Origin of the sequence: Inquilinus sp. YAF38 (assembly GCF_052113205.1) — a bacterium.
Lineage (GTDB): Bacteria > Pseudomonadota > Alphaproteobacteria > DSM-16000 > Inquilinaceae > Inquilinus.
In genome coordinates, this window is record NZ_JBFRCU010000054.1 from 1 (window position 1) to 21,601 (window position 21,601).

21 protein-coding genes and 1 tRNA gene are annotated in these 21,601 nt (G+C 68.2%); 10 read left to right on the forward strand and 12 right to left on the reverse strand.

Annotation, left to right across the window (positions count from 1 at the left end):
• The 4 genes from AB4Z01_RS22185 to AB4Z01_RS22200 form a co-directional block, all read right to left on the reverse strand.
• On the reverse strand, nt 1-323 hold a 323-nt coding region (locus AB4Z01_RS22185; protein ID WP_441697656.1), incomplete at its 3' end, for a DUF2076 domain-containing protein.
• 4 nt (nt 324-327) lie between these two features.
• Entirely contained in the window at nt 328-1,044 is a 717-nt protein-coding gene (locus tag AB4Z01_RS22190) for a Bax inhibitor-1/YccA family protein (protein WP_441697658.1), read from the reverse strand.
• Nucleotides 1,045-1,070: 26 nt separating this feature from the next.
• Nucleotides 1,071-1,826, reverse strand: coding sequence for an anti-sigma factor family protein (locus AB4Z01_RS22195; RefSeq protein WP_441697660.1), 756 nt, complete (start codon nt 1,824-1,826; stop codon nt 1,071-1,073).
• Nucleotides 1,827-1,831: 5 nt separating this feature from the next.
• Nucleotides 1,832-2,377, reverse strand: coding sequence for a sigma-70 family RNA polymerase sigma factor (locus AB4Z01_RS22200; protein WP_441697662.1), 546 nt, complete (start codon nt 2,375-2,377; stop codon nt 1,832-1,834).
• Nucleotides 2,378-2,559: 182 nt separating this feature from the next.
• Here AB4Z01_RS22200 and AB4Z01_RS22205 point away from each other — a divergent pair, with 182 nt between their 5' ends.
• The 7 genes from AB4Z01_RS22205 (at nt 2,560) to AB4Z01_RS22235 (ending at nt 11,038) form a co-directional block, all read left to right on the forward strand.
• A complete protein-coding gene (locus AB4Z01_RS22205) occupies nt 2,560-4,158 on the forward strand; it encodes a hypothetical protein (protein ID WP_441697664.1) in 1,599 nt (532 codons plus the stop codon).
• 158 nt (nt 4,159-4,316) lie between these two features.
• Nucleotides 4,317-5,354, forward strand: coding sequence for a rod shape-determining protein (locus tag AB4Z01_RS22210; RefSeq protein WP_429228616.1), 1,038 nt, complete (start codon nt 4,317-4,319; stop codon nt 5,352-5,354).
• Nucleotides 5,355-5,490: 136 nt separating this feature from the next.
• Complete coding sequence (mreC, locus tag AB4Z01_RS22215) at nt 5,491-6,315, forward strand: rod shape-determining protein MreC (protein ID WP_441697665.1); 825 nt, start codon at nt 5,491-5,493, stop codon at nt 6,313-6,315.
• On the forward strand, nt 6,312-6,830 hold the full coding sequence (mreD, locus tag AB4Z01_RS22220) for a rod shape-determining protein MreD (protein ID WP_441697667.1): 519 nt from the start codon (nt 6,312-6,314) through the stop codon (nt 6,828-6,830). Before mreC ends, mreD begins: the two co-directional genes overlap by 4 nt.
• Before the next feature lie 3 nt (nt 6,831-6,833).
• Nucleotides 6,834-8,693 (forward strand): penicillin-binding protein 2, encoded by a 1,860-nt coding sequence (gene mrdA, locus AB4Z01_RS22225; protein WP_441697669.1) that lies wholly within the window; start codon nt 6,834-6,836, stop codon nt 8,691-8,693.
• Nucleotides 8,694-8,761: 68 nt separating this feature from the next.
• Nucleotides 8,762-8,837, forward strand: a tRNA-Lys gene (locus AB4Z01_RS22230).
• 284 nt (nt 8,838-9,121) lie between these two features.
• On the forward strand, nt 9,122-11,038 hold the full coding sequence (locus AB4Z01_RS22235) for a calcium-binding protein (protein ID WP_441697671.1): 1,917 nt from the start codon (nt 9,122-9,124) through the stop codon (nt 11,036-11,038).
• 58 nt (nt 11,039-11,096) lie between these two features.
• Here the strand turns inward: AB4Z01_RS22235 and AB4Z01_RS22240 are convergent, their stop codons facing one another.
• From AB4Z01_RS22240 to AB4Z01_RS22275, 8 genes are all read right to left on the reverse strand, one after another.
• Nucleotides 11,097-11,390, reverse strand: coding sequence for a hypothetical protein (locus AB4Z01_RS22240; RefSeq protein ID WP_441697673.1), 294 nt, complete (start codon nt 11,388-11,390; stop codon nt 11,097-11,099).
• A gap of 71 nt (nt 11,391-11,461) precedes the next feature.
• Entirely contained in the window at nt 11,462-11,908 is a 447-nt protein-coding gene (locus AB4Z01_RS22245; protein WP_441697675.1) for a hypothetical protein, read from the reverse strand.
• A 110-nt stretch (nt 11,909-12,018) separates the two neighbouring features.
• Nucleotides 12,019-12,534, reverse strand: coding sequence for a DUF1643 domain-containing protein (locus AB4Z01_RS22250; RefSeq protein ID WP_441697677.1), 516 nt, complete (start codon nt 12,532-12,534; stop codon nt 12,019-12,021).
• Nucleotides 12,535-12,585: 51 nt separating this feature from the next.
• The gene (locus AB4Z01_RS22255; protein ID WP_441697679.1) at nt 12,586-12,762 is read right to left on the reverse strand and encodes a hypothetical protein; all 177 of its coding nucleotides are present in this window, start codon (nt 12,760-12,762) and stop codon (nt 12,586-12,588) included.
• Nucleotides 12,763-13,019: 257 nt separating this feature from the next.
• Nucleotides 13,020-14,345 carry a YbiU family protein gene (locus AB4Z01_RS22260; RefSeq protein WP_441697681.1) on the reverse strand — a complete coding sequence of 442 codons (1,326 nt, stop codon included), beginning with the start codon at nt 14,343-14,345 and terminating at the stop codon, nt 13,020-13,022.
• 69 nt (nt 14,346-14,414) lie between these two features.
• Complete coding sequence (locus AB4Z01_RS22265; RefSeq protein ID WP_441697682.1) at nt 14,415-14,855, reverse strand: SRPBCC family protein; 441 nt, start codon at nt 14,853-14,855, stop codon at nt 14,415-14,417.
• A gap of 257 nt (nt 14,856-15,112) precedes the next feature.
• Nucleotides 15,113-15,943, reverse strand: a complete 831-nt coding sequence (locus AB4Z01_RS22270; RefSeq protein ID WP_441697684.1) for a phosphoenolpyruvate hydrolase family protein — start codon at nt 15,941-15,943, stop codon at nt 15,113-15,115.
• A 10-nt stretch (nt 15,944-15,953) separates the two neighbouring features.
• On the reverse strand, nt 15,954-17,162 hold the full coding sequence (locus AB4Z01_RS22275) for a Tm-1-like ATP-binding domain-containing protein (RefSeq protein WP_441697686.1): 1,209 nt from the start codon (nt 17,160-17,162) through the stop codon (nt 15,954-15,956).
• A gap of 186 nt (nt 17,163-17,348) precedes the next feature.
• Between AB4Z01_RS22275 and AB4Z01_RS22280 the strand changes: the two genes are divergently transcribed.
• The 3 genes from AB4Z01_RS22280 (at nt 17,349) to AB4Z01_RS22290 (ending at nt 21,573) form a co-directional block, all read left to right on the forward strand.
• The gene (locus tag AB4Z01_RS22280) at nt 17,349-17,759 is read left to right on the forward strand and encodes a VOC family protein (RefSeq protein WP_441697688.1); all 411 of its coding nucleotides are present in this window, start codon (nt 17,349-17,351) and stop codon (nt 17,757-17,759) included.
• Nucleotides 17,760-17,909: 150 nt separating this feature from the next.
• Complete coding sequence (purU, locus tag AB4Z01_RS22285) at nt 17,910-18,764, forward strand: formyltetrahydrofolate deformylase (RefSeq protein ID WP_441697690.1); 855 nt, start codon at nt 17,910-17,912, stop codon at nt 18,762-18,764.
• A gap of 400 nt (nt 18,765-19,164) precedes the next feature.
• A complete protein-coding gene (locus tag AB4Z01_RS22290) occupies nt 19,165-21,573 on the forward strand; it encodes a hypothetical protein (protein ID WP_441697691.1) in 2,409 nt (802 codons plus the stop codon).
• The last annotated feature ends 28 nt before the right edge of the window (nt 21,574-21,601 follow it).

The following is a 21,601-nucleotide window of genomic DNA, read 5'->3' on the forward strand; positions in this document are numbered from 1 at the left end:
GGCTGGGCCTGCTGCCGGCCCCAGGGCGAGGCGCCCGGCTGCGGCCGCTGCTGCTGGCCGCCGCCGAACAGGCCGGCCAGGAAGCCGCCGGCCGCCGGCTGGGCGGCGCGCCGCTCCAGCTCGTTGATCTGGGCCTGGGCGGCGGCCAGCGCCTGCTCCTGCACCAGGATGACCTGGGCCATGTAGTAGGCGGCAGCCGGCTGCTCGGCGAGGCGGCGCCGGATCAGCTCCTCGGCACCGGCGTCGCGCGGGCCGCCGTCACGCTCGGCCCGCGCCAGCTTCACGAAGAGGTCGTCAATGGCCTGCTTCTCGGTGTCGTACACGCGGTTACTCCTCTCGGCTGCCGGTGAGGTTCAGCAGCAGCTGGAACATGTTGATGAAGTTCAGGTACAGCGACAGCGCGCCCATCAGCGCCATCTTGTTCAGGCTCTCGCTGCCGTAATGCTCGGCGTATTCTTCCTTGATCCGCTGGGTGTCCCAGGCGGTCAGGCCGGTGAAGATCAGCACGCCGGCGACCGAGACGATGAACTGCAGCGCGGTCGAGCCGAGGAAGATGTTGACGATCGAGGCGATGATGATGCCGACCAGGCCCATCATCAGGAACGAGCCGAAGCGGGAGAGGTCCGCCTTGGTGGTGTAGCCGTACAGGCTCATCGCGCCGAACATGACCGCGGTGATCATGAAGGTGCGGGCGATGCTGGTTCCGGTGAAGGCCAGGAAGATCGAGGCCATCGACAGGCCCATGGCGCCGCAGAATGCCCAGAACACCAGCTGCGCCGTGGAGGAGGAGACGGCGTGGATGCGGAACGACAGGAAGAAGACGAAGGCCAGCGGGGCCAGCATCACGACATATTTCAGATTGCTGCCGAAGATCGGCCCATAGATCGCGGGAACACTGCTGACCAGATAGGCCACAAGGCCGGTCAGGACCAGGCCCAGGCCCATGTAGTTGTAGACGCGCAGCATGTGCTGGCGCAGGCCGACATCGAGCTCGGCGGCCGTCGGGCGCGCCGTCGTCTGCCATTGATATTGCGGCATGTTCATGGGGTTGGTCTCTCCTTGGGGATCGTTCAGTAGAGGGTGTCGGCCAGGCCGTTGGCGGCGGCCAGCAGGTCGTCCGCCTTCGCCTCGGCGCAGAGCGCGTAGACCGAGGGGCCGACCTGCCAATAGGCGACGGTGACGTCCTTCGGCCGCTGCGCCTGCGGCGGCTGCACGTCGAAGCTGTCGGTGGTGGCGGCGAATAGCGTCACCAGCCCGAACCGGTCGGTGTCGATCGTCGCCTCGAAGCCGGAGCCGCCGTCCCAGCGCACCACCTCGATCGACCGGATCGACCAGCCCGGCGGCAGGTCGGGCAGGGTGATCGGCGCCTTGGCCAGGTCCTCCGGCTTGACGCCGCCCTTGGGTTCGGCCGGGTCGACCAGATGGCGGTACAGCACGGTGCGGTAGGCGTCGCCGGCCTCGTCGGCATAGGCCGGGATATTCGCCGAGGCGCTGTCGATCCGGGTGACGCCCAGGATCGACTGGGCGCCCCAGCCGATGCCGACCAGCAGCACCACCGCGGCCACCCGGCGCAGGCGGCCGGCCAGCCGGCGCCAGCGCACGGCGCGGCCGAGCAGCCGGGCATTCTCGTAGCTGGCGACGCGGATGCCGGCATCCTCGGCGAAGGCCAGGCGCAGCGCGTCGCGCAGGCGCAGATCGGCCATCACCTGGGCGGCGAGGGCGGGGTTGGCCTCGAGACAGGCCTCGATCTCGATCCGGCGCGGCAGGTCGAGCTCGCCGTCGATATAGGCCTGGATCTCGGCTTCGGTGGGGGTGGTTCGGGGCATGGCTGTTACTCCACCAGCCGGAGATGCGGCGGGGTCGGTCCGTCGGTGCGGTTCGCAGGTGCTTCGGCGCTGCCGACGGTCTCGCGCAGCGCCGCCCGGGCCCGGCCCAGGCGCGACATCAGCGTCCCGAGCGGGATGCCGAGGATGGTCGCGGCCTCCTGGTATCGGAACTCCTCGACCGCCACGAGCAGCAGCGCCTCGCGCTGCTCCTCCGGCAGGGTCAGCAGGGCCCGCTGCACCTGGGCCAGCTGGACCCGGGCGTCCTGGCTCGGCGCCCCGGATCGGGGGGCGAACTCCGTCGCCTGGGCGATGCGGGCGTCCTCGGCCCGGCGGCCGCGCAGCCGCGAGGCATGGGCGTTGTGCATGATCGAGAACAGCCACGGGCGCAGCGCCCGGTCCGGCTGCCAGCCGCGCCGCCCCTCATAGGCCTTGAGCAGGGTGTCCTGCAGCAGGTCCTCGGCCTCGGCGGCATCGCGGGTCAGGACCAGGGCGTAGCGCTTCAGCCCGGGCAGCTCGGCGATGACGTCGAAATCATCCTTGCGGCGTTTCATGACCCATATACGCAGCCGCCAGCGATTTTAATCCGGCGCCGCGCCATCTTTCGGCGGAGGCGCGGACAAACTCTCAACAAGATCCTGGATATGATGATTTTTGCGAGGTTTTTGCAGACGAAAACCGGCCTGCCGGTGTTATAGGCAGCAATACTCAATATTTCGGCCCGATTCGGAGCGACATGACCGACGACACTGCGGAGCAACGGCGATCGGTCGAGCCCTCCGTCTCCGATCGCTACCTGGGTCGGCCGGTCGGCTCCGCGGCTGCCTCGGTTGCCCTGCCGTATCCGTCGCGGCCCGGCGTCCTCGACCGCTGGCCCGGCTGGGTGGTCGGCCTGGCCGGGCTGCTGACCCTCGGGCTTCTGCTCCGCTTCGTCCTCGCTTTGGCCCTTCCGCGCATCCATCACGCCGACGAGCTGTTCCAGTATTACGAGCAGGCGCACCGGCTGGCCTTCGGCCAGGGCATGGTGCCGTGGGAGTACCGCGAGGGCATCCGCTCCTGGCTGCTGCCGGGAATGCTGGCCGGGCTGATGAAGGCGGTGTCCTGGGTCAGCGACGACCCGTCCTCCTATCTCGGCGTTTCCAAGGCGCTGTGGTCGGCGCTGTCGCTGAGCATTCCGGCAGTCGCCTTCCTCTGGGCCCGGCGCATCGCCGGGCTGACGGCGGGGCTGACCGCGGCCTTCATCGCCACGATCTGGTTCGAGCTGGTCTATTACGCGCCGACGGCGCTGACCGAATCGATCGCCACCAGCCTGCTGCTGATCGGCTGCTGGCTGGCCTGGACGGCGGAGGCGGGCGACCGCCGGCGGCTGATCTGGGCGGGGGTGCTGTTCGGCCTGGTCTTCGTCTTCCGCTTCCACCTGCTGCCGGCGATCCTGACCGCGGCCGTGGTCGCCAGCCGGGGCGACTGGCGCGGCCGGCTGCGGCCGATGCTGCTGGCCGGGCTGGTCCCGGTGGTGCTGTGCAACGGGCTGCTCGACTGGGCGACGCTGGGCTGGCCGTTCCAGTCGGTGCTGAAGAACTTCTGGATCAACATCGTCGAGGAGAAGAGCCACAGCTTCGGCGTCATGCCGCTGGGCTTCTACTTCGAGGAATATGTCCGGGTCTGGTCGTGGTGGCTGGCGCCGATGGCGGCGCTGATCGTGCTCGGCGCGCGCGGCCAGCCGATGCTGGTGGCGGTGCCGCTGGCGGTGGTGCTGTCGCACAGCCTGGTCGCCCACAAGGAATACCGCTTCGTCCTGCCGGCGCTGCCCTTCTTCCTGATCCTCGCCGCGCTGGGCACCGAGCGGCTGGCCCGGCGCCTGGCCGGGCTGGCGGCCGAACGCTGGCCCGCCGAACGTTGGGCGCGCGGGCCGCGCTGGATTCCCCTGGCCGTGCTCTGCGCCGCCTGGGTGCTGGCCTCGGGCCTGCTGTCGGCCAGCGACCGCTGGGGCCCGGAATGGAGCCGCGTCGCCCCCGGCATCGCCACAGCCACGGCGCTGCATGACCGCGAGACGCTGTGCGGCGTCGGCCTGCTGACGCCGTGGTGGGACCTGCCGGGCTACACCACCCTGCACCGCGACGTGCCGGTGTTCTGGTTCGGCGACGACACCCGGCGGTTGTGGCGGTCGGCCCCGTCCTTCAACTATGTGATGGCGCGGCCGCAGCAGATGCCGCCGAACACCGGCTACCGGCTGGAGAGCTGCCCCAGCGAGATCTGCCTGTATCGCCGGCCGGGGCAGTGCGCCGCGCCGCGCGACATCGGGATCAGCGGGTCGATGGCCGAGCGCGGCATGTGATATCGGGTGATCCCGGCTGCCATGATTCCGCCAGACTCTCCGCTTGAGACTCCGACCGCGCTGGTCTAAAGCAACGCGGCGGCGGGATCGGCCCGCCGCTCCCGCCCCTCGCTCTGGACCCGCCCAGCCGAGCCCGGCTGACAGGACATCACGGCCGCATGTTCAACTTCTTCGGTTTCCTCTCGGCCGATATGGCCATCGACCTGGGCACGGCGAACACGCTGGTCTATGTCAAGGGCCGCGGCATCGTCCTGAACGAGCCGTCGGTGGTGGCGATCGCCAACATCCGAGGGAAGAAGCAGGTCCTGGCGGTCGGCGACGAGGCCAAGCAGATGCTGGGCCGCACCCCGGGCAACATCACCGCCATCCGCCCACTCCGCGACGGCGTCATCGCCGATTTCGAGGTGGCGGAGGAGATGATCAAGCATTTCATCCGCAAGGTGCACAACCGGCGCAGCTTCGCGGCGCCGGAGGTGATCGTCTGCGTGCCCTCCGGCTCGACCGCGGTCGAGCGCCGCGCCATCCAGGAATCGGCCGAGAGCGCCGGCGCCCGCCGGGTCTACCTGATCGAGGAGCCGATGGCGGCGGCGATCGGCGCCGGCCTGCCGGTGACCGAGCCGACCGGCAGCATGGTGGTCGACATCGGCGGCGGCACCACCGAGGTCGCGGTGCTGTCGCTCGGCGGCATCGTCTATTCCCGTTCGGTCCGCGTCGGCGGCGACAAGATGGACGAGGCGATCATCGCCTATATCCGGCGCAACCATAACCTGCTGATCGGCGAGGGCTCGTCCGAGCGGATCAAGAAGGAGATCGGCTCCGCCGCCCCGCCGGAGGATGGCGAGGGCCGGTACATGGAGATCAAGGGCCGCGACCTCTTGAACGGCGTGCCGAAGGAGCTGGTGATTTCCGAACGCCAGATCGCCGAGAGTCTGTCCGAGCCGGTCAGCCAGATCGTCGAGGCGGTGAAGGTGGCGCTCGAGCACACCGCGCCGGAACTGGCCGCCGACATCGTCGACAAGGGCATCGTCCTGACCGGCGGCGGCTCGCTGCTGGGCAATCTCGACCTGGTGCTGCGGCACGCCACCGGCCTGCCGGTGTCGATCGCCGACGATCCGCTGACCTGCGTCGCGCTGGGCACCGGCCGGGCGCTGGAAGAGATGAAGACGCTCAAGCACGTGTTGATCAACATGTACTGATCGGCGCCCCGGTGCATACTGGGGAAATCGGAAAGACGGTAGTACTCTGCCTTTCAGGAATCCGGTCTTGGGCGGACGGGACATGCGGATGATGCAGCGGAGCAGACCGGGGGTTCGCATCGCGGCCATCAGGGCCGTGGCGCACCGATTCTCCTTTGGCCTGCTGCTGTTCGCCGCGATCAGCCTCCTGATGGTCGGCAAGATCGACGCCGTTCTGCTGGACGGCGCACGCGCCCGTGTGGTCGACGCCGTGGCGCCGATCCTGGACGCCATGTCGCGCCCGGCCGCCAGCGTCGCCCGGGTGGTGACGGAGATGCAGAGCCTGTCCGATATCCGCGGCGAGAACGCCCGGCTGCGGCAGGAGGTGGCAACGCTGCGGCAGTACCAGGACGTCACCTTCCGGCTCGAGGCCGAGAACCTGACCCTGCGCAACCTCTTGAACTACACGCCGGATTCAGCCCATTCCTTCCTGACCGCCCGGGTGGTCGCCGACAATGGCGGCGCCTTCGTGCGCAGCCTGACGATCAATCTCGGCTCCGCCAACGGCATCCGCGACGGCCAGGCGGTGCTCGGCGGCCGCGGCCTGATCGGCCGGATCGTGCAGACCGGCGATCATTCCGCCCGGGTGCTGCTGATCACCGACTTGAACGCCCGCATCCCGGTGGTGGTGGAGCGCACCCAGCAGCGCGCCATCATCGGCGGCGACAACACCGACCGGCCGCGGCTTTTGTACCTGCCGCCGGACGCCTCGATCCGGGTCGGCGACCGCATCGTCACCTCCGGCAATGGCGGCATGTTCCCGGCCGGCCTGCCGGTCGGCATCGTCGCCGCCGCCCAGGACAGCGCCGTGCGGATCCAGCCGATCGAGGCGCTGGAGGCCGTGCCCTACGTCAAGGTCGTCGATTTCCGCGCGCTCGATCCCGGGATGGCGATGCAGCCGGTGCCCGGCTTCGCGCAATGACCGGGGACCTGCTGCACAAGCTCGACCTCGCCGCCCGCCATGCCGCCCCCGGGGCCGTGACGCTGATCCTGGTGCTGGTCGGGGTGACGCCGACGCAGCTGCCCTATTACAGCGCGATCGCGCCGCTGCTGCCGCTGGCCTCGGTCTATTACTGGGGCGTGCACCGGCCCGACCTGATGCCGATGTGGCTGATCTTCCTGGTCGGGCTGCTGCATGACGCGCTGACCGATTCGCCGATCGGGCTGCACGCCGCGATCCTGCTGCTGTGCCAATGGGTGCTGCTGCGCCAGCGCCGCTTCCTGGTCGGCCGGCCGTTTGCGGTGCTGTGGCTCGGCTATGCCGTGCTGGCGACCGTCGTCACCGTGGTCGAATGGATCGGCGTCAGCCTCTATGACGTCGCGGTGGTGCCGCCGCAGCCGCTGCTGATCCGGCTGGTGCTGACCGTCGCCATCTTCCCGCCGCTGGCCTGGCTGTTCATCCAGGTGCATCGCGGCTTCCTGCGGGCGGCGGACTAGGCCATGGAGCGCGACACCGACCGCTCCCGCGGCTTCACCCGCCGCGCCTTCGCCCTCGGCGGGCTGAAGCTCGGCCTGCTCGGCGTGCTGGGCGGCCGGCTGTACTACCTCCAGGTCGAGGAGAGCGACCGCTACAAGGTTCTGGCCGAATCGAACCGCATCAACATGCGGCTGCTGGCCCCGTCGCGCGGCCTGATCACCGACCGCTTCGGCGCTCAGCTGGCGGTCAACGACCAGAACTTCCGGGTCGTGCTGGTGGCGGAGGAGGCGAAGGACATCCAGAGCGTGCTCGGCCGGCTGGGGCAGGGGGTGCCGCTGACCGACGCCGACCTGGCCCGCATCGTCCGCGACGTCAAGCGCCGCCGCGCCTTCGTGCCGGTGACGGTGAAGGAGAACCTGAGCTGGGAGCAGGTCTCCTGGATCGACGTCAACGGGCCGGAGCTGCCGGGCCTGTCGATCGAGGTCGGCGAATCCAGGCGCTATCCCTTCGGCGTCGAGATGGCCCATATCATCGGCTATGTCGGCGCCGTGGCCGAGGCCGACCTGACCGGCGAGCCGGTGCTGAGCCTGCCGGGCTTCCGCATCGGCAAATCGGGCGTCGAACGGCAATACGAGACCGGCCTGCGCGGCGTCGCCGGTTCGAGCCAGGTCGAGGTCAACGCCGTCGGCCGGGTGATCCGCGAGATCAACCGGGAAGAGGGCAAGCCGGGCCAGGAGGTGCGGCTGACCATCGATTTCGAGCTGCAGCGCTACGTCATGGAGCGGCTGAAGACCGAGTTCAGCGCCGCCGCCGTGATCATGGACGTGCACAATGGCGACGTCCTGGCCATGGCCTCGCACCCGTCCTACGACGCCAATCTGTTCCCGAACGGCATCAGCACGGCCGACTGGCGCCGCCTGGTCGAAGATCCGTACGGCATCCTCAACAACAAGGTGATCAACGGCCAATACCCGCCGGGGTCGACCTTCAAGATCGCGGTGGCGGCGACGGCGCTGGAGGCCGGGGTGGTCACGCCGGACCAGCGCGTCTTCTGCCCCGGCTATGTCGATCTCGGCGACCACCGCTTCCATTGCTGGAAGCGCGGCGGCCATGGCAGCCTGAACGTGGTCGACGCGCTGGCCCAGTCCTGCGACGTCTATTTCTACGAGATGGCGCGGCGGCTCGGCATCGACCGGCTGGCCGAGGGCGCGAACAAGTTCGGCATCGGCCAGAAGCTCGGCATCGACGTGCCGAACGAGCGGCCGGGGCTGATGCCGACCAAGGCCTGGAAGGAGGGCGCGATGGGCACCTCCTGGCAGCTCGGAGAATCGCTGATCGCCGGCATCGGCCAGGGCTATGTGCTGGCGACGCCGCTGCAGCTGGCCACCATGACCTCGCGGCTGGTGAACGGTGGCAAGGCGGTGGTGCCGCGCCTGGTGATGGCGGTCGGCGACGAGGTGATGCCCGAGGTGCCGGACGTGCCGTCGATCGGCATCGCCAGGAGCCATATCGAGACGGTGATCGAGGGTACGGTGGCGGTGATGACCCGCGGCACCGGCAAGCGGTCGCAGATCAAGCAGAAGGGCATGGAGATGGGCGGCAAGAGCGGCACCAGCCAGGTCCGCCGCATCAGCATGGCCGAGCGCGCCTCCGGGGTGAACCCGGACAACTGGCCGTGGAACCAGCGCCACCATGCCTGGTTCGTCGCCTACGCCCCGGTCGGCGCGCCGCGCTACGCCTGCTCGGTGATCGTCGTGCACGGCGGCGGCGGCAGCGAATATGCCGCGCCGATCGCCCGCGACATCCTTTTGGAATGCCAGCAGCGCGAATCCGGCCGGCGCCTGCTGTCGGCCGCGCCGGGGGAGGGCGCCGACAAAGGTTGAGGCTTTCGTGAAGAAAGGGTTGCAACCGGTCCGGGCGGCGGCTATATCACCGGCCGTCCCGAGCGAACGGGCGCATAGCTCAGTTGGTAGAGCAGCTGACTCTTAATCAGCGGGTCGTAGGTTCGAGCCCTACTGCGCCCACCAGTTCGCGAAGCGGGGCCACGAATTCAGGCGCCATCTCCATCCGGGATGGCGCCTTTTCGTTTTCCGTCGCCATGGCGTCCGACCCTATCACCCTTCCGCGCTGGTCCCGACGCCGGGAAGGTGGCACTGTCGCCGGGCGAGGGTCGCATCCAGCGAATTGCCTGCGCGGCATTGCCTGACATAAAATGATATACGGCGCGTCCGGCTGACCTTTCTGGCTCACCGATATGCAGCGTCCGGCGACCACATTTGACATCAAAGCAATAATGCCCAAGGAGACAATGATGTCCGATCCCACTGTCCTCGATCTGAGTTATCTTCCCTATACCCCGGGCCAGCTGGGCGTTACCGTCAACTGGACCACGGATATTGTCAATGGCATGACGTATCATTACCAGTATGTCCTGCCAATCGGATCCGAATACACCGCGGGCTATTATAATATTATTGCCACTAACGGCAATGACACGATCATCGCCGATTTCACTGGTCCGGACAGTGATCGATTTCTTGGCCTGGGTGGCGATGACCTCCTGCTCGGCGACAAGGGCAACGATTTCCTCGATGGCGGCGCCGACAACGACCAGCTCAAGGGCGGCGCCGACAGCGACACACTGCTCGGCGGCGACGGCGACGACCAACTCCAGGGCGGCACTGACAACGACACGCTGCTCGGCGGCGATGGCGATGACCTGCTCGACGGCGGCCAGGGTGCCGACACGCTGATCGGCGGTGCCGGGATCGACACCGCCACCTACAGCGTCTCCGTGGTGACGGCCGGGGTGACGGTCAGCCTCTACACCGGCACGGGAAGCGGCGGCGACGCGCAGGGCGACTGGCTCAGCGGCGTGGAGAACATCATCGGTTCCTCCTACGCCGACACCCTGTCGGGCGACGCCGCTGCAAACGCGCTGTCGGGCGGCGACGGTGCCGACATCCTGAACGGTGGCGCCGGGGCCGACAAGCTGGATGGGGGCGTCGGCACCGATCGGGCCGAGTATGCGGGATCCCAGAGCGGAGTGACCGTCAACATCGCCAGCAACGTCAACACCGGCGGCGACGCCGCAGGCGACGTGCTGACCGGGATCGAGAATCTCGGCGGGTCGGCCTTCAACGACACCCTGACCGGCAATGGCAGCAACAATTCGCTGTGGGGACACGACGGCAACGACGTGCTTGCCGGAGCTGCCGGCAACGATGTGCTCAATGGCGAGGCCGGCGCGGACACGCTGCAGGGCGGCGACGGTGACGACACGCTGGTCGGCGGCGCCGGAGCCGATGTGCTGAATGGCGGCGCCGGGAACGATACGGCGAGCTATTCGGCCGCCGCGGCTGCGGTCGTGCTGGGCCTGGCGTCCGGTGGCACGGGCGGCGAAGCGGCGGGGGACAGCTTCGTCGGCGTCGAGAATGTCATCGGCTCGGCGTTCGACGATCTCATCCTCGGCGACGCCGGCGCCAATTCGCTGTCGGGCCTGGCCGGGGCGGACCGCCTTTACGGCGGCCTCGGAAACGATACGGTGAACGGGGGTGGCGGCGACGATTCCCTCTACGGCGAAGGCGGATCCGACACCCTGGACGGCGGTGACGGCAACGACGCCCTCGTCGGTGGGATCGGGGCGGACGTGCTGGTAGGCGGCGCCGGCATGGACGTCGTCAACTACGCGTCCTCGACTGCGGGGGTGACGGTCAATCTCACCACCAGCGCGGGCAGCGGCGGCGAAGCGGCCGGGGACAGCTACAGCGGCGTCGAGAATGCGCTCGGGTCGGCCCAGTCCGACACGATCACCGGCAACTCCGGCGCCAACGCCTTCTGGGGCATGGATGGAAACGACGTGCTGGTCGGGGCTGGCGGGGCCGATATCCTGAAGGGCGGCACCGGATCCGACATCTTCGTCTACAAGGCCCTTGGCGACAGCACCGTGGCCGTGGCCGGGCGCGACACCATCTACGACTTTTCGCATGGCGAGGCCGACCGGATCGACCTGGGGGCCATCGACGCCGACGGCAATGCCGGGAATGGCGACACCAGCTTCACCTTCCTCGGCGGGGGCGCCTTCACCGGCGCCGGCCACGAGCTGCGGGTGGCGATCAGCGGCGGGTTGCAGGTCGTGCAGGCCGATCTGAATGGCGACAAGGTGGCGGACATGTCGATCGTGGTCGTCAGCGCGACCACCTTGCAGGCCGGCGATTTCGTGCTGTGACAGGTTGGGCGCCCGTGCGCGGCCTTGTTGCGGCGGGCGTCCCTCCATCCACTGACCGTCACGCCCCCCGCGCGATCCGCTCCAGCATGCCGCGGAACCGTTCGGTTTCGTCGACCGTCAGCGGCCGGGCGGCGAGCGGGCCGGAGTAGATTTCGGCGCGGCGGTCCGGCGGCAGGCTCAGGGAGCGCCAGCTGGAGGCAGCGCCGGCGGCCATCCGGCGCGACAGGAAGCTGCAGCCGCGGCGGAAGAAATCGGCCTCCCAGTCGTCGAAGGGCTGGTCCAGCCGCTCCAGGTAGCGGCCGGCCCATCCGGCGATATCGGCGGGCGGCTCGCGGCACTGGCCTCCGGTCATATGCTCCACCTCCGAATCCGGTGCTTCTTGAGGGCGATGGCCGGTTCGGTGCGGGCATAGGACAGAATGCGTTATTCCTTCGTGAATTCCTGGCGCGGGGCGCGGACGAGCCGCAGCGCCGCCTCGATCCGCTGCAGCCGGGACAGGGCCGAGGCCAGGCCGGCGCAGAGCAGCCAGAGCACCAGCCCGGAGATCGCGGCGCCGACACCCATGGTCCAGGCCTCGACCCGCAGCTGCCGACTCAAGCCCGGCCCGTCGCCGATCATGTCGGCCAGCTGGGCGATGCGGGCGTCCGGCAAGCCCAGCATGTCGGTCGGCCGGTCGGGGATCAGGGCGGAGACCTGGCCGAGCAGGTCGGCGGTGCCGAACAGCCGGCGGGCCAGGATGGCGCCGCTCAGCAGCCCGGCGACGAACAGCAGGATGCCGAGAGCATGCAAAGCGACCGCGAGGCCGGGCATGCGCTCGCGGTCCGGATCGCGGCTGGACAGCGGGCGACGGTCCCTGGTGGCCTGGAGCATGCATCCCCCTCGCGATCCGGGAGGGGCGGCGGTCAGGCCCGACGGGACCCTCGGATCGGGCCGATCTTAGGACGGCGCGCCGGCAGTGGCGAGGGCCGCGACTGACAGTTTCAAACGGCCGCGGGCACCGGCGCCGGCTGCACGGCATAGCCGACATAGAGCGGGTGCTTGGGCGAGCCGTCCGAGGTGATGGCCAAGGCGTGCGGCACCGCCCCGGCCTCCTCGGCCAGCATCCGCAGCAGCGCGCGGCCCCAGCCGGGGCGCACGGCGTCGCAATGCCGGCCCCAGCCGCAGACCACCAGCGCCGCGGCGCGGGCGGCCTGGACGATCGCCTCCGGATTGCCGGGGCCGACCGGGTCGGGCTCGGCGTAGAGCGCCTTCGGGTCGGTCGAGCGCAGGGCGAAGGCGTTGGTGACGATCAGCCCGCCATAGCCCATCGCCCGCGCCCGGCGCTCGCAGCGCTCGACCGTCGGGTCGTTCTTGAGCTCGTCGGCAGTGGACGGGTTCAGCAGCAGGAAATTGGCCGGCGGCACCGATGGGTCCCAGCGCCGCCACAGCAGGGTGCGATAGCGGCCGCAGTCGCTGAAGACGGCGCCGCGGTCGGTGAACAGGTCGGGCTGGGCCATGCCGGTCTCCGGTCGGGATCGGCCGTTCTTAGCCCAGCCATCCGGCGGCGTCTAATCATGCGGGCCGAGGGCGCGCAGCTGCGCCTCCGCCCGGTCGAGGCCGAGCGACAGCAGCGCCGCGATCTCGTCCTCGCGCAGCCCCCGCTCCAGGGCGCGCCAGCGCAGCTCGCAGCGCCGCACCGCCTCCTCGAGATCGGACTGGGATCGAATGTCCCGGATCGGACGCATCGGGCGGACAGCTCCTCGGATGTCGGGGCGGGCAGGGGTAAAGGGACGGATTCGAGACAGCGAATCCATCGGCATCGTCGCGGCGGGTCTCGCGGCCATCAGGGGGTCTCGCTGAGTTGATTGTTCGTGTTTTGTTCTAGACGAAGACGGCGCTTGAGTCGAGTCCGCGGATGCGCCGGCCGTCCTGAAGCGGGGAGGATTTCGGGTCAGATCACGGTCGGGGACCGCACCGTCGCGGCAACGCGAAGCGCCGCGCCTCAGCCCGCGGTCGCGGCAGCCTCGCGGATCAGGGCGGCGCGGGCGGGGGACAGGCCCTCCGTCGGCCAGGACTCCAGCCCCAGCTGACGGCGGCCGAGATCGGTCAGGTCGGCCTCGGTGCCGCGGCCGCGATAGGCCTTCTCGCGATGCTCGGGCGAGAAGTCGGGCGGGGTCTCGCCGGCCAGGAAGCGGCCGCGCTGCCGGGCGGCGTATTCGGCGTTCTTGGCGCAGAGCGGGCCGGCGCCGATGAACATCACATTCGAATAGTCGGTGCCGCGATGCTCGTCACCGACGGCGTGGATGCAGTCGGGATGCCACCAGACGGTGTCGCCGGGCTCGGCGGTAGGGATCGAGACCTGGGAATCGATCAGCGGCTGATGCCATTGCGGCAGGATCGCCTGCGCCTTGCCGCGGGCGGCGCCGCAGATCAGATCCTCGGGCACGTCGTCCAGCAGCGGCCGCAGCAGCAGGTAGGCGATCGAATGCCGGATCATCGGCACCACCTGCAGCGTGCCGTCGGTCCTGCCCTGGCGGGTCAGCGCCAGCCAGCCCTGATAGGAGCGGAAGAAGGTGCTGGTGTTGGGGGCCGGGAACTCACGCGCCTCGACCCGGAACTCGCCGTCGAACGGGTCGTGCCGGTCCCAGTCGCCGCTGAAGATGGTGCGGTACACGCGGCGATAGCCGGGGTCGAGCCAGCGTTCGATCGAGCCGCCATCCATATGCGGCGACAGGCCGAGCGTGGTGTCACCCGGCTGACGGCGGCGAACCCGGTCGGCATAGGTGACCTCGCGGTCGGGGTCGAAGAACATCCGGCCGGCCGTCGCCTCGTCGCCCGTGTCGCAGAAGCGCCAGAGCCGGTTCATGAAGCGCCGGGCCGTCGCCATGTTCGGATGCTGCCGGGCCTCGACCTGCGGCCGCGACCAGTAGATGGCGAAGATCTGCGGCGTCTTGGCGGTCAGCCCGCCGAAGTATTTCTGCAGATTGCCGTCGTCCTTCTGGCTGGCATAGCCATTGTCGTCGATGTAGGCGGCGACCGCGTCGTTCCAGCGGGTGATCTGGTCGCGGTCGACGGTGCCGCGGATCAGGGCGGCGCCGCGGCGATGGATTTCGGCCACCGTTTCGGCAGGGACATTGTTCTCGACGATGTCGCCGAAACGGACCACAGGCACCGGTGACCTGCCCTGGGCGTCGATCTCGCGGATGGCGTCGGCCTCGCGCCGCACCGCATCCTCCAGCCGCCGCCAGACCGCGGCGACGTCGCCGATGGCGCTGCGCAGCTCCCGCTTCACCGCGCGGATCTGCGCGGTATCGTCGATCTCGGTCATGGCCCTGCACCTGGTTCCGATCGGGGCGCACCCTGCATCGGGTGCACCCCGGCGTAAAGACGCGGCGGCTCAGCCGCCGAAGCGCTTTTTGAGGGAATCGAAGCCGGTCTGGAACACGTCCTGGCCGATCAGCTTGCGCATCGCCGCCTCGTTATCGGCCGCGACGTCGAACTCGGCGGTCCATTCGGCGAAGCTGCGGTTGCCGTCGGTGACCGGCAGCAGGCGCAGCGTGGCGACGTAGTTCTCGACCGGCATCGGCGAGGCGAGGATCGAATAGGTGACGCTGTGCTCGGCATCCGACAGGGTCAGCTGCTTCTCGCGGATGGTGCCGCCGCCGCCGGCCAGCTCCATGCTGCGGATGCAGCCGATGCGGTCGGCGCTGCCGCCGTCCTCGACCTTGCTGCTGGCGATGGCGGGATGCCAGCCGGGCAGATCGTTGAAGTCCCGGATCGCCTGCCACACGGTCTCGACCGGGGCGTTGATCACGCTGCTGGTGGTCACTCGGATCATGGTCGTTTCCTTCCAGGGATGGTGCGGTGTCGCGGTGATTATTTTTTGATGTCATTGCCGGGCTTGGCCACGGCTGTCCGGTTAAGCTCTTCGGGTTGCAGATCTAGGTGCTGACTACACTTTTATTGTCATTGCCGGGCTTGACCCGGCAATCCAGGGGCCACCGAGAGCGGCTCTTGAAAGCCCCTGGATCCTCGGGTCAAGCCCGAGGATGACAAATGAGGAAGGTGACATTGCCGTGAAATCCTCCTGTAAACTCAGAACGAGACCTGCTTGAAGGCGCGGGTCTGGGCGGTGAGGGCCTGTTCGGTCGGCAGCCGCTCCATCGAGCTGGCGCCGTAGAAGCCATGGCAGTGGCGGCAGCGCTGCAGCACATAGGCCGCGTCCTCGGGCATCGCGATCGGGCCGCCATGGCACAGCACGATGATGTCGGGCCGCACCGCCAGCGCCGCCGCGGCCCACTCGTCGACCAGGGCGACGCAGTCATCCAGCGTCTTGGCCGTCTCGGCGCCGATCGACCCGCCGGTGGTCAGGCCCATATGCGGCACGATGATGTCGGCTCCGGCCTTGGCCATCGCCACCGCCTCCGCGGCCGAGAACACATAGGGCGTGGTCAGCAGGTCCAGCGCATGGGCGCGGGCGATCATCTCGACCTCGAGGCCGTAGCCCATCCCGGTCTCCTCCAGGTTCTGGCGGAACAGCCCGTCGATCAGCCCGACGGTCGGGAAGTTCTGTACCCCGGCGAAGCCCATGGCTTTGAGCTCGGCCAGGAAATGGTCGGTCAGCAGGAACGGGTCGGTGCCGTTGACTCCGGCGATGACCGGAGTGTTCTTCACCACCGGCAGCACCTCGCGGGCCATCTCGACCACGATCTCGTTGGCGTTGCCATAGGCGAGCAGGCCGGCGAGCGAGCCGCGGCCGGCCATGCGGTAGCGGCCGGAGTTGTAGATCACGATCAGGTCGATGCCGCCGGCCTCCTCGCATTTGGCGGACAGGCCGGTGCCGGCGCCGCCGCCGACGATCGGCTCGCGCCGCTGCACCATGCCGCGGAACTTGGCCAGGAGGTCGGCGCGGGCGAAACGGGTCATGGCAGCGTCCTCAGTGATGGGCGATGGCGCGGAACTCGCGCACCAGGGCTGCGGCGAATGCCGGGTCGTTGATCGCATGGGGCAGGCGGACCAGCCGGCGGTTCGGAGTCTGCCGCACCGTCGCCTCCAGCGCCTGGAACAGGGCCTCGTCGGCGGCGGGATCGTGGAACGGCTGGCCCGGCGCGTCGATCAGCGACACGCCGCCCTCCGGGATCAGGAGGCGGACCGGCCCGTCCATCCGGTTCAGCTTGGCACCGATCCAGCGGCCGATCTCGATATTTTCCTCTACCGTCGTCCGCATCAGCGTCACCTGCGGGTTGTGGACGTAGAGGGTCCGCTTCAGATAGCGCTCCGGCACCGTCTCCATCGCTCCGAAATTCACCATGTCGAGCGCGCCGCAGGATGTGACGTAGGGCACACGGGTGCGGATGATGCTGTCGAACCGGTCCTCGCCGCACGGGAACACGCCGCCGAACAGCAGGTCGCAGACCTCGGTGGTGGTGATGTCGATGACGCCGCCGATCAGGCCGGATTCGACCAGCTTCTCCATCGACTTGCCGCCGGTGCCGGTGGCGTGGAAGACCAGGCAGTCGTACTCGCCCTCCAGCGCCCGGCTGACCTGCTCGACGCAGGGGGTGGTGACGCCGAACATGGTCAGGCCGATCGCCGGCTTGTCGGCGTCGCTCTTCGGTGCCGGATGGGCCACCATCCCGGCCAGCGCATGGGCGGCGTTGCCCAGTACGGCGCGCGAGATGCGGTTGATCCCGGACACGTCGGTGACCGAATACAGCATCATGATGTCGGCCGGCCCGACATAGGGCGCGACATTGCCGGAGGCGACGGTCGAGACCATGACCTTCGGCACCCCGACCGGCAGGTCGCGCAGTGCCGGGGTGATCAGCGCCGTGCCGCCGGACCCGCCCAGACCGATGACGCCGCCGACATCCGCCCGGCTGGCCAGGAAGCCCCGCAGCGCCTGGGCCATCGCCGCCACCGCCCGGCCGCGGTCGTCGCTGAACACGGCATCGGGTCCATCCGGATGGTGGCGCGCCACCTCCTGCGCCGACACGTCCGGGCGCGGGACATCGGCCCCGATCTCCCCGGGCCGGGTGCCGACATCGACCAGCACGGCCTCGACGCCGCGGGCTTCGATCAGCGCCTGGACATAGGCCAGCTCCCGGCCCTTGGTGTCGCAGGTCCCGATGACATAGGCCTTCATGGCGCTTCCTTCCCTGACGGTCGCCGGCGTCGCCGCGCCGGTTCTTGCCTTCGGTTGTCGCGCCGCGGCCCCCCTCGGCGCAAGGGGTCGTGGGATCAAGCGACGCGGTTCCGGCTTCTTTCGTCCGACAATCAGGGTCTATGCTGGCGGCAATCCATTCAAGGGAACCCAGCCGGGAGAGCGCCCATGACCAGCCTGACACGCCTGGACCACGTCAACATCTGGACCGCCGACCAGAAGCGCCTGATCCGCTTCTATCGCGACGCGCTGGGCCTGGAGGCGGGGCCGCGGCCGGACTTCCCGTTCCCCGGCGCCTGGCTGTATCTCGGTGACCAGGCGGTGGTGCATCTGGTCGAGGTGAAGGAGCACCTGCATCCGGAGCAGGTGCAGCTGTCGCATTTCGCCTTCCAGAGCAGCGGCAATCTCGACAACTTCCTGGCCCATCTGAAGGGCCTGGGCATCGAGACCAAGCTGGGCAGCCCGCCGCGCAGCGGGCTGGTCCAGGTCAATTTCCACGACCCGGACGGCAACCACGTCCATGTCGACTTCAAGGACGGGACCACGCCCGACCTGGTGCCGTACCGGGAGACCGCCTAGCCGGGAATCGCCGAGCCAGTCGGGGCCGCGTCGGCCCCAGGCATCCGGCCGTCGCAATCAAGCCGCAGGCGACGGCCGCTGCCGTGTTAGGTGTCGAATATTGCTTCACGGCCGGCCCGCCGGCCCTTCAGCGAGACGACGCGGCACCCCATGGCGAAACGGCTGATCCTCAAGCTCTCCTGCACCGACGTCCCGGGCATTGTCGCCCGGATCTCGGATTTCGTGTTCCGCTCCGGCCTCAACATCCTCGAAAGCGCGCAGTTCTTCGACCGCGACACCGGCCGCTTCTTCATGCGCGTGGTGGTCGAGGCGGTGGAGGGCGCCGCCGATATCGATACCCTGCGCGAGGGCTTCGCCCCGATCGGCGCCGATTACGGCATGGATTGGGAACTGCACGACGCCGACCGCAAGATCCGCGCCCTGGTCATGGTCTCGAAGTTCGACCATTGCCTGAACGACATCCTGTACCGGGTGCAGATCGGGTCGCTGCCGATCGAGATCCCGGCCGTGGTGTCGAACCACCGCGACAGCTACCAGCGGGTCGCCGCCGCGGGCATCCCGTTCCACTACCTGCCGGTGACCCGGGACAACAAGGCGCAGCAGGAGCGGCGGCTGCTGGAGATGGTGGACGAGGAGAAGATCGACCTCGTCGTCCTCGCCCGCTACATGCAGGTGCTGTCCTCCGACCTATGCCGGAAGATGGAGGGGCGGGTGATCAACATCCACCACTCCTTCCTGCCCAGCTTCAAGGGCGCCAAGCCGTATCACCAGGCCCATTCACGCGGCGTCAAGCTGATCGGCGCCACCTCGCACTACGTCACCGACGATCTGGACGAAGGCCCGATCATCGACCAGGACGTGCTCCGGGTCGACCATACCGCCTCGGCCGACGAATGGGTCGGCATCGGCCGCGACGTCGAGAGCGTGGTGCTGGCGCGTGCGCTCAAATACCACTCCGAGCACCGGGTGCTGCTGAACGGCGCCAAGACGGTGGTGTTCCGCTGAGATCGGTACCGGCGCCGGCGGGCTGAAGCAGCCGCCGGCGCTGGGGTCTTGTGCCAAGCATCATAAACAACGACCCGTCATCCCGTGCGCGGCGCAGCATGCAATGCGCTGCAGACACGGGATCTCTCTGGGATCGCGCCGAGATCCCGTGTCTGCGCAGCGGCACTTCGCGCCGCAGCGCGCACGGGATGACGAGTCAATATTTTCGACCGTTGGTCTTATGCCAACGGCCTTCGAGATCGACTCCCGGTCTTTTCCGAGCCACTTGCCCGGGCATGCATAAGCCTGATCGGGCAATATCAAGACCGCATTGGGAAACAACCTCGTGCCTTGATTATCAAAGTCTCCGATGTCGACGCGGCATTACGCCGGATCGTGCTGCAGACAAGGAGACGTTCTCATGAGCGATACGGGCATCACCAAGGTTCTGGATCCCGAGCCTCCAGCTGATTCATCGGCAGATCTGGCACGCCGGCAGGCGCAGCCGGATGAGATCACCGTGGCTCCGCGTGACCCCCTGCGCCCGCCGCCGCCCCTGAGCGCCAAAGCGCGCGGCAAGCGGCCGGCCGGAGATCTCGAGCAGGGCGGGCTTGAGCTTCCCGCAAACCTCACCGCATGGCTGCAGGCGGTCACGCAGGTAGACCCTCAGCTCCTAATTCGCTACGCACGAGATCCCGATGCGGTGATCGAGGCCGCCCAGGCGGCGGCGAGAGACGCCATCGTACCCCCGACCAAGCCGGCCGGCCTGAACCGGCTCTGGAAGGGGACGACGATGTACACCGACCTGATCTCGTCTCGCGACTTCAGAGACCAGCTTCGCCGCCTCGAATTCGACGGCAGCGGCGATGCAGACGTCTCCGATCCGCAGAACGTGCTGAGCACGATGCGCGATGTCTTTGCCCAGATGCGGGCCATGGTGGGAGATCTGGGCGACGACACCGACCCGGATCTGGTCTTCGCAAAGAAGCAGGTCACCGATCAGCTGGATCAGGTCGTCTCCGACCTTGGCTCGATCGCCTATGATCGGACGCCCCGCGAGCGCCTCGGCGTCATTGCCGGGACGGTCGCATCATTCGCGCTGATCCCGCTGCCTTTCGTCTATTCGAACGAAACACGACCCGCGAGCTGGCTGTATACCGGCGCTTTGGGCGGTGCCTATGCCCGGACGGTCACACAGATGACCGGCCTGCTGCTCAACCCCGCCTTGAATGCCCGACTCTGGAAGAACAACTTCCGGGATCGTCATCTCATCTGGTTCCTGCCGGCTGTTTTCTATGCCACCCAGGCCTTCATCAAGGCCTATGCCGACGAGCATCCCGAGAACACGGCTATCCAGGGGCCGGCCGAAGCGGCGATCGAGGTCAATGAGAGCAAATGGTTCCCCGCCATCGTGGCGACGGCCGAGTTCGCCCTGTTCATGGCATCCAATTTTCCCGATCAATACCAGAAGATGAAGGACTGGGCCTGGCGCAAGACCGCCGGAGAAGCGGGCCGAGATGACCCCGAGACACTGGACTTCGTCCGACGCTGGCTGGCGAATGATGCCGTCCGCATGGCGCACCTGAACAGCGGCGGCGTAGCCGTGCCCACTGACGACACCGATGTGCCCGGGCTGATCCGCGATCACTACAAATTCGCCAGCGGCCTCTGGTCGGTGGTCCGGACGGCCCGTGAACGATACGAGGAAGGTGGCCGGATCGGCGATGCGGAAAGCCAACTGCTCGATCAGGTGGGATCGGGCATCCAGAAAATCGGCGAATTGCTCGATCCCCTGATCAAGAACGTCATGGCGCAGGTCGAGCTCATCACGAAGGAGGAACAGCGGGCGAAGACGATCGCCGCTCCCGGCCTGCTGGGCGCGGCGGCCCTGATCGGCACACTGAACTCCCTGGGCGCCATCCGCATCCCGGCACTGCTGTCTGATTATATCCCTTACTACGTGACGGCATTTCTGGTCGAATTGGCACGGCTGCGCGACAATTCGATGAACGTCGAATCCGCGATCAGGACCTTTGGCAGCTATCTCGGGGGATCACTCGTCGGCACGATCCCGTCCGGAATCAACCTGGCCTTCGAATTCGCCTTTCAAGAAGGTGCGTTCGATCTCGTAACGACCGAGCGTCCGGAGGGGCTGCCGGCGAACGCGACCCACACGGACCATACCCCCAGCCTGCTCATCACCAAGCATCCGAACCTCCATATCGCTGACGGCAAGGTCAACTTCGCCCTTTATACGGCCTATCAGATGCTGACCTACCTCCTGATCAGCGGTCGCATGGGCGAGGCTGTTTCGGCCTCCACCTTGTGGCTCATGCGCGGCACCGCACGCGGCCTGCCGGCGGTACCGCCGGCAGGCCAGGACAACGCTGGCGGTGGCTTCGAACTGCCGGAAGGCTTCGACGAGAGGTATATGGACCGCCTCGAAAGCGCCCTCGCGAAATTCAAGGCTCGCTTCGACGAAGAAGTTACGCGGCTCGAAGGCGAGACGTCGCGGATCGAGGAAATTCTGGATGAAGACGAGCCGGAGGATATGGGAGCGCTTCCGGGCGACGAGTCCCTGGCCATGACGCGAACGCGGCCACGTCGCAAAGAGGAGGCAAGTTCTTCTGCCACGCCGCTGAAGCCCGAGGACGTGCCACCGAAGCCCGAGGAAGAACGGCGCATCGATCCGGAGGAACCCGCCGTCGCCGGTACATCGACTCAAAAGCCGACGGAAGAGCCCGCCGTGGAGACGTGGCAGAAGGAAGCCGCGGCTGCCGTCAACTGGGCCGAAGGGCAGGAGGAGGAAGAGCGGAAGCTCCGGGAGTAGGACGATGGGGCGTCGAGGTGGCTGCTCC